This window comes from Streptomyces mirabilis (assembly GCF_018310535.1).
Classification (GTDB): Bacteria; Actinomycetota; Actinomycetes; order Streptomycetales; family Streptomycetaceae; genus Streptomyces.
This window is the reverse complement of sequence record NZ_CP074102.1, coordinates 5,680,754-5,692,829: the sequence shown is the minus strand read 5'-3', so window position 1 is coordinate 5,692,829 and position 12,076 is coordinate 5,680,754. Positions and strand designations below refer to the sequence as shown.

Sequence of the window (12,076 nt, the reverse complement as noted above, 5' to 3'; positions counted from 1 at the left end):
TCCACAGCTCCTAGAAGAAACCGCAGGTGGGGGCGGTGGCGGACGGCACCGGGGCCCCCTTTGCCCCGCTCGGCGCGTAGATCTCGAGGCGGGTGCCGTCGGGGTCGTGGAAGAAGATGCCGCCGGATACCGAACCCTCACGGTGGGCGACCACGCCCTCGTACGCGAAGTCGACGCCGTAGTCGCGCAGGGCCGTCTCGTACTCCCTGACCTGGTCGACCGAGTCCACTTCGAGGGCGAGGTGGTGCAGGCCGGCGCGGGCCTTGTCGTACGACCCCTGCGCCTGCTGCCAGAGGGTGAGCACCGGGCGGCCGTCTCCGGCGAGCGAGCCGAGGAACGCGTACCGCCGCTCCTCCTCCTTGCCCTCGGCGATCACTCCGAAGCCGAGGACGTCGCGGTAGAAGGCGAGCGAGCGGTCGAGGTCGGTGACGTTCAGGCCGATGTGGCCGGTGCGCAAGGTCATGACGGTCCCGTCTGTCGTTGGCCGCCCCACAGAGGAGCTAACCCTTGTGATTGACATTAAAGGTTAGAGTGAAGGGCGTCAACCAGTGACCTACCCTTGAGCGGTTAGCACCGAAGGGAGCCCCTCATGCCCACCACCGCCGATCCCCGCCCGCTCACCGGGGAGCCGGTCTCGCTCGACCTGCTCAACACCCGCTGGAACCGCGAGGGAGTGACACAGGACCTGCTGACGGACACCGAGGGCCTGGCGGTGTGGCTGGCGGCGAACGGGCTGGACTTCCCGGCCGACGAGGCCGTGCTGCTGCACGTACGGGAGGCCCGTGACGCCCTGCGCTCGGCCGTCGACGGCACGCTGGAGGAAGCCGCCGCCCGGATCGACGCCGTCCTCGCGCACGGCCGCGTCCGCGTGACGCTGACCGGACAGGGACCCGGCGAGGAGGCGGAGTTCGGCGACCCGTCCTGGGGGCCCGCCTGGCTCGCCGCCCGCGACTACCTCGGTCTGCTCGCCACCGCCCCCGACCGCATCCGCCGCTGCGCCCACGACACCTGCATCCTGCATTTCTTCGACACCTCGCGGAACGGCACCCGCCGCTGGTGCTCGATGGCGGCCTGCGGTAACCGCGCGAAGGCGTCCCGCCACTACGCGCGCACACGGGAGGCCTGAGCGGCCGGGCAGCAGGCGACGGGCGGCCGGGGATCGACCGACCTTCCTTGTCGATGTCCTGTCATACCGCACTTTGACCGTCATGGCGTATGGCGGAATTACGCCATGGTTCCATCCCGCCTCGGTCAACTCTCCCCAAACAACTGCCCCTTAGGTAAAGCTGAGCGGTCATCCGGGTCCACATACCGGACTGATGTGATCGTGTCCCGTGGGAACGTCGGGACCGGTCACTCCACGCTCGTTCCTTTACCTACAAGGGATGCTGATGACCGATCCTCAGCGCGCACCGATATCGGGCGCGAGACGCGTGGCCCGCATCGCCGTGGCCGCAGGCCTGGTGGCCGCGCTCTCCGCGGCCGGGCCGATACCCATGGCCTTCTCCGCGGACCACGCACCCGCCACGCCCGACCCGGGCACCAAGTCCGCGAGCGCCAAGCTCGGTTCGGACGACGCGGACCTCCTCGCCGAGGCCAAGGCCGACGGCGCCAAGAACGTCACGATGATGATCGCCACCGCTCCCGGGCAGACCGAGCAGGTGGCCCAGGAGATGGACGCGGTCAAGGGCGGCTCCGTCGGCCAGACGTACGACAAGCTCGGTTACGTCCGGGCCACCGTCCCGACCGCCAAGGCCGACGCGGCCATCGCCGCCGCCACCAAACTGACCTCGGTGCACGGCATCGACCTGCGCCAGGACATCGCGCTCGACGACCCGACGCCGAGCGCCGACACGGTCAAGGGCGCCTCTTCGAAGGCCACGAAGACCTACGCCGCGCCCGACAAGAACACCCCCGCCGAGAACCCGTACAACCCGTCCTTCGAGACGGGCGCCGTCGACTTCGTGAAGAAGAACCCGAAGGCGGACGGCCGGGGCATCACCATCGGCATCCTCGACTCCGGTGTGGACCTGAGCCACCCGGCGCTGCAGAAGACCACCACCGGCGAGCGCAAGATCGTCGACTGGGTCACCTCGACCGACCCGATCCTCGACAACGACCTGAGCTGGCGGCCCATGGTCAGCGCGGTCTCCGGGCCCACCTTCACCTACGGCGGCCAGACCTGGACGTCCCCGGCGGGCTCGTACGAGATCAGCACGTTCCGGGAGTCCGCGACCGCGGGCGGCGACGCCGCGGGCGACGTGAACCGTGACGGCGACACCACCGACTCGTGGGGCGTCCTGTACGACCCGGCGGCCGGCACCGTCACCGTCGACGTGAACAACAACCACGACTTCAGCGACGACACCGCGATGAAGCCGTACAAGGACGGCTACCAGATCGGTCACTTCGGGACCGACAACCCGGCCACCGACGTCGTCGAGAGCCAGCCGTTCGTCGTGCAGATCCGCAAGGACGTGCCGATGGACCCCTACGGGGGCGACTGGGTCGGCAAGAAGGCCGACTTCGTCAACATCGGTCTGATCGCGAGCGAGCACGGCACGCACGTCGCCGGCATCACCTCCGCGAACGGCCTGTTCGGCGGCAAGATGAACGGCGCCGCCCCCGGCGCGAAGATCGTCTCGTCGCGCGCCTGCGTGTTCGGCCCGAGCTGCACCAACGTCGCGCTCACCGAGGGCATGATCGACCTCGTCGTCAACCACGGCGTCGACATCGTGAACATGTCGATCGGCGGCCTGCCCGCGCTGAACGACGGCAACAACGCGCGCTCCGAGCTCTACACGCGTCTCATCGACACCTACGGTGTCCAGCTGGTGATCTCCGCGGGCAACTCCGGCCCCGGCGCCAACACCATCGGCGACCCCGGCCTGGCCGACAAGGTCATCTCGGTCGGCGCATCCATCTCCAAGGACACCTGGGCCGCCAACTACGGCTCCGTCGTGGAGAAGAAGTACGCGATGATGCCGTTCTCCTCGCGCGGTCCGCGGGAGGACGGCGGCTTCACGCCGACGCTGACCGCGCCCGGCGCCGCGATCAACACCACGCAGACCTGGCTGCCGGGCTCCCCGGTCGCCCAGGCCGGCTACTCCCTGCCGGCCGGTTACTCGATGCTCCAGGGCACCTCGATGGCCTCCCCGCAGGCCGCAGGCGCGTCCGCGCTGCTGCTGAGCGCCGCCAAGCAGAAGGGCATCGCCCTGACGCCCGCCAAGCTGCGCACGGCCCTCACCTCGACCGCCGACCACATCAAGGGTGTGCAGGCGTACGAGGAGGGCGCGGGCCTCATCAACATCGTGGACGCGTGGAAGTCGATCAAGGACGGCGCGACCGCCCACGACTACACCGTCAAGGCCCCCGTCGACACCGCGATCGACTACGCCCTGAAGACCCCGGGCTTCGGCACCGGCCTCTACGACCGCGAGGGCGGCCTCAAGGTCGGCGTGAAGAAGTCGTACGACATCACCATCACGCGTACGTCCGGCCCGGACAAGGCGATCCGCCACGAGCTGCACTTCGAGAACAACGCCGGTGACACCTTCAGGATCGTCGGCTCCGACGAGGTCAAGCTCGAACTGAACAAGCCGGTCACCGTCAAGGTCGCCGCGAAGGCCTCCTCGGCCGGCATCAAGAGCGCGATCCTCGAGGTCGACGACCCGCGGACCGAGGGTCTCGACAAGCAGATCCTGACGACGGTCGTGGTCTCCACGCCGCTCAAGTACAGCTACTCCGCGTCGAGTTCGGTGCAGCGCAACAGCACGCAGTCGTACTTCCTGACCGTGCCCGAGGGCGCGAAGGCGTTGGAGGTCGCGATCGGCGGGCTGAAGGACCTGAGCCAGACCCGGTTCATCTCCATCCACCCGTACGGTGTCCCGGTCGAGGACACCGGCACGCCGTACTGCTACAGCAACTACCCGAACACCAACGGCTGCAAGCCCGACGTGCGCTCGTACGCGGACCCGCAGTCCGGTGTCTGGGAGGTCGAGGTCGAGGCGCGCCGTACCTCGCCGCTGCTCGACAACCCGTACAAGCTGGAGGCCACCGTGCTCGGCGCGGCCTTCGACCCGGCCGTGGTGACGGTCCCGGAGGCCAAGGTCGGCACGCCGGTCACCGCCTCCTGGAAGGTGACGAACGGCTTCGCGGCGCTCGACGGCACCCTGAAGGGCGGCCCGCTCGGCTCCTCCAAGACGGCCCGGCCGACCATCGCGGGCGGCGCCACCCAGACCAGCACGGTCGACGTGCCGGCCGGCGCCGCGTCGCTCGACGTCGCCATCGGCAATGTCTCGGACACGGCCGCCGACCTGGACCTGACGGTGTACGACTCCACCGGCAAGCAGGTCGCGCAGTCCGCGGACGGCGACTCGGAGGAAGCGGTCTCCATCCCCAACCCCGCCGCCGGTACGTACACCATCGAGGTCGTGGGCTACTCGGTTCCGTCGGGCTCGACCGCGTACGACTACCGTGACGTGTTCTTCTCCTCCGCGCTCGGCTCGGTCAAGGTCGACGAGTCGGCGCCGGTGAAGCTCGCCACGGGCGGTACGGCGACGGTGTCCGGCGAGGTCACCGCGGCCGCGCCGGCCCCCGAGGGACGCGAGTTCTTCGGCCAGGTCCAGCTGGTGAACGCCCGCGGCACGGCCGCCGGCCTCGGCAGCGTGAAGATCGAGAAGGTCACGCCGTAACACCTGCGTCGGTGAAGGGGCGGGCGTCCGGGAACGGGCGCCCGCCCTTTTTCACGGGCACGTGAGAGTGCGGGACTCGGGCAGCGCCTTCACGATCCACGCGCGTTCGTCGGCGATGGCCTTCGCCCCCGTGGTCCATCCGGTCGGTGTCGCCGGGTCGTCGTGGAGGGCGACGAGCACGTGCTCGCCCTCGCGCGGCCGGGGAGCCACCTCCTCGTCCAGTAGGAGGACGACCTCGGCCTTCCCCTTCTCCGGCTTGTAGTAGCGGTCCACGTGGAGGGTGATCCGGTTCTCCGTGGTGCCGGGGAGCGGCTCGACGTCGGCGACCGTGCCCTCCGCGACGAGCCGGGCGCAGGCGAGGTAGCCCGGACCGCTGAGCGAAGCCCCCTCGCCCGCGCTCCCGCTGTCGGCCGCCTTGGCCCCGCTGGTCTCCGACGCGCCTGACCCGTTGTGCGCGAGGAGCCAGCCCATGCCGACGACCATCGCGGCCACGGTGGCCGCGACGAGGGTGCCCAGGACCAGGGCTAGGGGACGGCGCCCGCGGTTCCTGGGGGCGCCTTCGGGGCGGCGGGTGCGCTTTCTGGGGGCCCGTACCGGGACCGGCTTCGCTTCCTCCGCACGGTCCGCCAGCGCGTCCCCGATGACCGCCAACTGCTCCCGCAGCAGTGCCACATCGGCCACCGCCGACCGGTGCTCGGCCATGAACTCCGGGTCGTCGCCGGCCCCTTCGGGCAGAGCCTCGTCAGTGATCGCGGCCAACAGCGCGTCCACTCCCTCATACTCGGCCACGTCACACCACCTCGTCCTCGTGCAGGCGGGCGCGCAGGGCGCGGACCGCCGAGTGCAGCCTGCTCTTGACCGTGCCCTCCGGGATGCCGAGCTCCTCGGCGATCCCGCGCACGGACAGATCGGCGTAGAAACGCAGGACGAGAACCTGGCGCTGGGCGTCGGGCAGCTCGTCCAGGCCCTGCGCCACGGCGAGCGAGAGCACGCTGGTGTCCTCGTCACGGGCGTCCGCGGGCTGCCGCAGCGAGGCCAGCCGCTCGCCGAGCCGCTCCTGGCGCCGCTTGGCCCGGTGCCAGTCCATCGCCAGGTTCGAGGCGACGACCGCCGCCCACGCGGACACGTCACGCGGCGCCTCGTCCCCCTTCGCCGCGCGTTCCAGCAACCGCAGGCGGACCTGCTGCACCCCGTCCGGCAGGTCCGCCTGCGGTACGCCACCGAGCGCGAGCACCGCCCGCACCCGGCGTTCCTGGGCCGCGTCCAGGGGATCGTCCGCCCCCTGGGCACGGCGTGCCTTTCTGCGCAGCACTCCGCCCCTCCCCTCCCGCGTTTCCTCTACGACGCCGGTGTGGGCGGAAACGTTCGGCCGAACGCGAAGGAGTCGTACGTCACACCGGGCCGGGGCCCGCGGGGACGCCCACGCCGTACGGCTTGCGGTCCCCGGCGGCCGACGGAAGGGTTTCTTTCGGATGCCGAACGGACACCGGACGGCGGACGCGTCCCATTCCTCGGGCGGCACGGGCAAAGGATTGGACACGCGGGCACGGGTCAGACGCATGATGGAAGAGCTGGACCACGTAAAACGCACGCTAAGGGAGTCGCCGTGAGGGTCGGAATCGTCGGAGCCACCGGTCAGGTCGGCACGGTCATGCGCAGGATCCTCGTCGAGCGGGAGTTCCCGGTCGAGGAGCTGCGGCTGTTCGCCTCGGCGCGTTCGGCCGGGACGGTGCTCGACGGTGTGACGGTGGAGGACGCGGCGACGGCGGACTACTCCGGCCTGGACATCGTGCTGTTCTCCGCGGGCGGCGCGACCTCCAAGGCGCTGGCCGAGAAGGTCGCCTCGCAGGGCGCGGTCGTGATCGACAACTCCTCCGCATGGCGCAAGGACCCGCAGGTGCCCCTGGTGGTCTCCGAGGTGAACCCGCACGCGATCGCGGACCGCCCCAAGGGCATCATCGCCAACCCGAACTGCACGACGATGGCCGCGATGCCGGTCCTGAAGCCGCTGCACGAGGAGGCGGGGCTCGAGGCGCTGGTCGTCGCGACGTACCAGGCGGTGTCCGGTTCCGGCCTCGCGGGCGTGGCCGAGCTGCACGGCCAGGTACTGAAGGTCGCCTCGGACGCCGACAAGCTGACCCACGACGGCGACGCGGTCGACTTCCCCGAGCCGGGGGTCTACAAGCGCCCCATCGCCTTCAACGTGCTCCCGCTCGCGGGGTCGATCGTCGACGACGGTCTGCACGAGACGGACGAGGAGCAGAAGCTCCGCACCGAGTCCCGCAAGATCCTGGAGATCCCCGCCCTCAAGGTCTCCGGCACCTGTGTCCGCGTCCCGGTGTTCACCGGCCACTCCCTCCAGGTGAACGCCCGCTTCGCGCGTCCGCTGAGCGTGGAGCGCGCGACCGAGCTGCTGGCCGGCGCCCCGGGCGTCACCCTCTCCGAGATCCCGAACCCGCTCGAGGCCGCCGGCAAGGACGCGTCCTACGTGGGCCGCATCCGCGCCGACGAGACGGCCGAGCACGGTCTCGCCCTGTTCGTCTCCAACGACAACCTCCGCAAGGGCGCCGCACTGAACGCGGTCCAGATCGCGGAGCTGGTGGCGGCGGAGCTCAAGGGCTGACAGCCGTACCACGTGCCCCGGGGGGCGGTCACCGCACGGTGACCGCCCCTTCTCACGCCCGCCGCACCTCGTAGAGGAAGCACCCGTACTCCACGGCCCGTACGTGGACGAGCGCCACCTCCGGGTCGGCGAAGGCCTCCGCGAAGGCCTCGTCGAAGGCGTCGGGGTTCTCGACCAGACGGCCGCCCAGGATGCGGCCCTCGGCGGAGTAGCGGCGGACCGTGCGGTGAGCGCCCGGGAAGGGGTAGCCGCGCGGGTCGGGGCCCGGGCAGTCGTCGGCGTGGACGAAGACCGGGCCCTGTTCGTCGTACGCGCCCGGGTCGACGCCTGTCCCGGCGGCCCAGCGGCGCAGCGGCGCGTAGGAGACGAGGGCGATCCGCTCGCCGGGTTCGCTGCGCCGCAGACAGCAGCGCAGCGGCGCACCGCCCTCCTCGTCCGCGAAGGGAACCATCGGGCGGTCCGCATCGTCAGCTGTGCGGAGATCCTTCAGGACCACCGGATCGATGGGACGGGCCGTGTACGTCGTCGCGTATGTCGTCGCGTATGTCGTCATGTCCGTCGTCGCGTCCGTCGTGTGCGTCGTCGTGTGCGTCGTCATGTCTCCAGGCTCGCGCCCGCGTGTGCCTGGCACCGGCGGGAAACGGACATCGCATCCGTGCAGGTCCCATGGAAGGATGGCGCAACCGTCACATAACGAGGAGATGACCGCGTGCCTGGCACAAACCTGACCCGCGAAGAGGCGCAGCAGCGGGCGAAGCTGCTCACCGTTGACTCGTACGAGATCGATCTCGACCTCTCGGGCGCGCAGGAGGGCGGCACCTACCGGTCCGTTACCACGGTGCGCTTCGACGTCGAGGAGAGCGGCTCGGAGACCTTCATCGACCTGGTGGCTCCCGCCGTTCACGAGGTGACCCTGAACGGGGACCCTCTCGAGCCCGCCGAGGTCTTCAAGGACTCGCGGATCGCGCTTCCGGGGCTCCTGGAGGGCCGCAACGTCCTGCGCGTCGTGGCCGACTGCGCGTACACCAACACCGGTGAGGGCCTGCACCGCTTCGTCGACCCCGTCGACCAGCAGGCCTACCTCTACACCCAGTTCGAGGTCCCGGACGCGCGCCGGGTGTTCGCGAGCTTCGAGCAGCCCGACCTGAAGGCCACCTTCCAGTTCACCGTGAAGGCGCCCTCCGGCTGGACCGTGATCTCCAACTCCCCGACGCCCGAGCCCAAGGACGACACCTGGGTCTTCGAGCCGACGCCGCGGATCTCCACGTACATCACCGCGCTGATCGTCGGGCCGTACCACTCCGTGCACAGCGTGTACGAGAAGGACGGACAGAGCGTGCCGCTGGGCATCTACTGTCGGCCCTCGCTCGCCGAGTTCCTCGACTCGGACGCGATCTTCGAGGTCACCCGGCAGGGCTTCGAGTGGTTCCAGGAGAAGTTCGACTACGCGTACCCGTTCAAGAAGTACGACCAGCTCTTCGTGCCGGAGTTCAACGCCGGTGCGATGGAGAACGCGGGCGCGGTGACGATCCGCGACCAGTACGTGTTCCGGTCCAAGGTGACCGACGCCGCGTACGAGGTGCGGGCCGCCACGATCCTGCACGAGCTGGCCCACATGTGGTTCGGCGACCTGGTCACCATGGAGTGGTGGAACGACCTGTGGCTGAACGAGTCGTTCGCCACCTACGCCGAGGCGGCCTGCCAGGCCTACGCCCCCCAGTCGCGCTGGCCGCACTCCTGGACGACCTTCGCCAACTCCATGAAGACGTGGGCGTACCGGCAGGACCAGCTGCCCTCCACCCACCCGATCATGGCCGAGATCAACGACCTGGACGACGTCCTCGTCAACTTCGACGGCATCACGTACGCGAAGGGGGCGAGCGTCTTGAAGCAGCTCGTCGCGTACGTCGGCATGGACGAGTTCTTCAAGGGCGTGCAGGCGTACTTCAAGCGGCACGCCTACGGCAACACGCGCCTCAGCGATCTGCTGGGCGCCCTGGAGGAGACCTCCGGGCGCGACCTGAAGACCTGGTCGGAGAAGTGGCTCCAGACCGCCGGCATCAACATCCTGCGGCCGGAGGTCGAGACCGACGCGGACGGGGCCATCACCTCCTTCGCGATCCGTCAGGAGGCTCCGGCGCTCCCGGAGGGTGCCAAGGGTGAGCCGACCCTCCGCCCGCACCGCATCGCCATCGGCCTCTACAACCTCGACGACGACAGCGGCAGGCTGGTGCGCGACGAGCGCGTCGAGCTGGACGTCGACGGCGAGCTGACGGCCGTACCGGAGCTGGTCGGCAAGCGCCGCCCGGCGGTCTTCCTGCTCAACGACGACGACCTGTCGTACGCCAAGGTCCGCCTCGACGAGGACTCGCTCGCCTTCGTCACCGAGCACCTCGGCGACTTCGAGTCGTCCCTGCCCCGTGCCCTGTGCTGGGCCTCGGCCTGGGACATGACCCGCGACGGTGAGCTCGCCACCCGCGAGTACCTGTCCCTGGTCCTGTCGGGCATCGGCAAGGAGTCCGACATCGGTGTCGTGCAGTCGCTGCAGCGCCAGGTGAAGCTGGCGATCGAGCTGTACGCCGACCCGGCGGCCCGCGAGGCGCTGCTGACCCACTGGACGGACGCGACGCTCGCGCACCTGCGCGCCGCCGAGCCCGGCAGCGACCACCAGCTCGCCTGGGCACGTGCCTTCGCGGCGACCGCCCGTACGCCGGAGCAGCTGGACCTCCTGGAGGGCCTGCTGGAGGACCGGGAGACCATCGAGGGCCTCGCCGTCGACACCGAACTGCGCTGGGCGTTCGTCCAGCGGCTCGCGGCGGTCGGGCGCTACGACGAGGCGGAGATCGGCGCCGAGGCGGAGCGCGACAAGACGGCGGCCGGTGAGCGGCACGCGGAGACGGCCAGGGCCTCGCGTCCCACCGAGGAGGCGAAGGCGGAGGCCTGGTCTGCGGTCGTCGAGTCCGACAAGCTCCCGAACGCCGTGCAGGAAGCGGTGATCGGCGGCTTCGTGCAGACCGACCAGCGCGAACTGCTCGCCCCGTACACGGACAAGTACTTCTCCGTGGTGAAGGACATCTGGGACGCCCGTTCGCACGAGATCGCCCAGCAGATCGTGGTCGGTCTCTACCCGTCCGTCCAAGTCTCCGAGGAGACCCTCGCCAAGACGGACGCGTGGCTGGCCTCGGCCGAGCCCACCCCGGCCCTGCGGCGCCTGATCTCGGAGTCGCGCTCCGGGGTCGAGCGCGCGCTGAAGGCCCAGGCGGCGGACGCGGCGGCGGCGTCCGCGTAGTCGGTCGTACGTGAGTGGGGGCTCCCAGCGTTGTGCCGGGAGCCCCTCCGCGTAGTCGGTCGTACGTGAGTGGGGGCTCCCGGCGTTGTGCCGGGAGCCCCCTTTCGCGTGAGCGCGCGTGTGGGCGCCCGGGGTCACACCAGGGCGCGGGCGAGTGCGAGCATCGTGCGGGTCTGGAGCTCGGTCTGGTCGGCCACGGGGACCCAGCGGGCGTCGAAGGTGCTCGCCAGCTCACGGGCCCAGACCTCCACGAGGGTGTCCAGCGCGGGGGCGCCGCCCAGGGCCTGCCGCATCATGGCCGCCGCGCGCAGCGGGATGCGCCGGGCGGCGACGCCGAGCGAGACGGAGTTGCCCACGGTGGTGGCGAGTTCGGCGGAGTTCCAGGTGTCCACGACTCCGGGGCCGATGTCCATGAGCTCGCGGGCGGCGGTGAAGTGGGCGATCTCTTCGGGGGTCTGCGGTGACCTGGGCCCCAGCTCCCCGACCACCGCCTCCAGTTGTTTGCCCCGGCCGAGCAGGATCTCGCTCGCCTCCGCGACCTCGCGCCGGGGCTCGGCGACGGGCCGTGGATCGCTGACGCCCGCCACGCTCCAGAAGGGCGCCTCGACGACCGCCGAGACGGTTCCGTGCCGCATCGCGTACAGCCAGGTCGCCTGTGAGGTGAAGCCGGACGGGTCCCGTTCCTCGGTGGGGCGGCTGTCTGGCAGGACGAGCACGCCCGGGCTCTCGGCCAGCCATCCCATGCCGTCGAACGGCCGGTGTTCCAGGGGAATGCCGAGGTCCGCGGCGATCCGACGGTAGGCGGCCGCCGCCCCCGGCACCGCGCGAGTCAACTGCAGAAAGGATCCGCCCACTTCGACACCGTGGAGGGAGAACTGCACGACCGGGCGCAGTTCGTCGATGAGCCGCACCAACGCCTCGGACTCCGGCATCGTCGGACGCGGGTCACTGGCGACAGGCGGAAACTCGGGCTGCGCGGCGAAGGCGGGCCGGTAGAAGCGCCGGTAGTAACCCCGGAGGGTCGGCGAGGCCTCGGCCGCCCGTCCCTCGCCGGGCCGCCCGGTCAGCCAGCGCCCGGCGAGACTCGCGCCGTCGGGGTCGAGGCAGAGCAGGAAGTGCCAGGCGCAGCCGGACTCCTGGAGCAGTGCGGGCTCCCGCGTGAACCTCTCGGCCAGGGCGAGCGAGGTGACCCCGCCCACCGGTTCGTTGGCGTGCGCGCCGGCGACCGTGAGGATGTGCCGGGGGCCGTGTCCGGCCGACAGCAGCCACAGCGGCCGACCGGCACGCGAGGTCCCGACGGCACGCAACCGCAGTGCACCGGGTCGTGCCGCCACCGTCGCGTGAGCGCGTCGCAGCAGCTCACCGAGGGTGGGATACGGGGTTCCCCGCATGCCGGGCTCCGGTCAGGTGCCGTTCGCGTTGCTGTCCCCGGTGGTCTCCTTCTTGTCCAGCGGACGGATCACGATCTTG

9 protein-coding genes are annotated in these 12,076 nt (G+C 70.5%); 4 read left to right on the top strand and 5 right to left on the bottom strand.

Annotation, left to right across the window (positions count from 1 at the left end):
* Window positions 1-10: 10 nt before the first annotated feature.
* Window positions 11-463, bottom strand: a complete 453-nt coding sequence (locus tag SMIR_RS25110) for a VOC family protein (RefSeq protein ID WP_168491564.1) — start codon at window positions 461-463, stop codon at window positions 11-13.
* A gap of 126 nt (window positions 464-589) precedes the next feature.
* Here SMIR_RS25110 and SMIR_RS25105 point away from each other — a divergent pair, with 126 nt between their 5' ends.
* Together SMIR_RS25105 and SMIR_RS25100 are read left to right on the top strand one after the other, a co-directional pair.
* Window positions 590-1,126 (top strand): CGNR zinc finger domain-containing protein, encoded by a 537-nt coding sequence (locus SMIR_RS25105; RefSeq protein ID WP_168491566.1) that lies wholly within the window; start codon window positions 590-592, stop codon window positions 1,124-1,126.
* Between the two features lie 265 nt (window positions 1,127-1,391).
* Window positions 1,392-4,694 (top strand): S8 family serine peptidase, encoded by a 3,303-nt coding sequence (locus tag SMIR_RS25100; protein WP_248002922.1) that lies wholly within the window; start codon window positions 1,392-1,394, stop codon window positions 4,692-4,694.
* Between the two features lie 51 nt (window positions 4,695-4,745).
* On the opposite strand, the gene SMIR_RS25095 is transcribed toward SMIR_RS25100, so the two are convergent.
* Window positions 4,746-5,483, bottom strand: coding sequence for a hypothetical protein (locus SMIR_RS25095; RefSeq protein ID WP_168491570.1), 738 nt, complete (start codon window positions 5,481-5,483; stop codon window positions 4,746-4,748).
* A gap of 1 nt (window position 5,484) precedes the next feature.
* Window positions 5,485-6,006 carry a sigma-70 family RNA polymerase sigma factor gene (locus tag SMIR_RS25090; RefSeq protein ID WP_168491572.1) on the bottom strand — a complete coding sequence of 174 codons (522 nt, stop codon included), beginning with the start codon at window positions 6,004-6,006 and terminating at the stop codon, window positions 5,485-5,487.
* A 294-nt stretch (window positions 6,007-6,300) separates the two neighbouring features.
* On the opposite strand from SMIR_RS25090, the gene SMIR_RS25085 reads away from it, so the two are divergent.
* The gene (locus SMIR_RS25085) at window positions 6,301-7,317 is read left to right on the top strand and encodes an aspartate-semialdehyde dehydrogenase (RefSeq protein ID WP_168491574.1); all 1,017 of its coding nucleotides are present in this window, start codon (window positions 6,301-6,303) and stop codon (window positions 7,315-7,317) included.
* 52 nt (window positions 7,318-7,369) lie between these two features.
* On the opposite strand, the gene SMIR_RS25080 is transcribed toward SMIR_RS25085, so the two are convergent.
* Window positions 7,370-7,870, bottom strand: coding sequence for a DUF1203 domain-containing protein (locus SMIR_RS25080; RefSeq protein ID WP_168501033.1), 501 nt, complete (start codon window positions 7,868-7,870; stop codon window positions 7,370-7,372).
* Between the two features lie 156 nt (window positions 7,871-8,026).
* On the opposite strand from SMIR_RS25080, the gene pepN reads away from it, so the two are divergent.
* Complete coding sequence (gene pepN / locus SMIR_RS25075; protein ID WP_168491576.1) at window positions 8,027-10,606, top strand: aminopeptidase N; 2,580 nt, start codon at window positions 8,027-8,029, stop codon at window positions 10,604-10,606.
* A 134-nt stretch (window positions 10,607-10,740) separates the two neighbouring features.
* Here the strand turns inward: pepN and SMIR_RS25070 are convergent, their stop codons facing one another.
* A complete protein-coding gene (locus SMIR_RS25070) occupies window positions 10,741-11,997 on the bottom strand; it encodes a M14 family zinc carboxypeptidase (RefSeq protein ID WP_168491578.1) in 1,257 nt (418 codons plus the stop codon).
* Between the last annotated feature and the right edge of the window lie 79 nt (window positions 11,998-12,076).

Bases quoted from the DNA above. Each gene is read 5' to 3' on its own strand.
- SMIR_RS25105 (WP_168491566.1), top strand. From the start codon at position 590: ATGCCCACCACCGCCGATCCCCGCCCGCTCACCGGGGAGCCGGTCTCG.
- SMIR_RS25070 (WP_168491578.1), bottom strand. From the start codon at position 11,997: ATGCGGGGAACCCCGTATCCCACCCTCGGTGAGCTGCTGCGACGCGCT.
- SMIR_RS25110 (WP_168491564.1), bottom strand. From the start codon at position 463: ATGACCTTGCGCACCGGCCACATCGGCCTGAACGTCACCGACCTCGAC.
- SMIR_RS25100 (WP_248002922.1), top strand. From the start codon at position 1,392: ATGACCGATCCTCAGCGCGCACCGATATCGGGCGCGAGACGCGTGGCC.
- SMIR_RS25080 (WP_168501033.1), bottom strand. From the start codon at position 7,870: ATGACGACATACGCGACGACATACGCGACGACGTACACGGCCCGTCCC.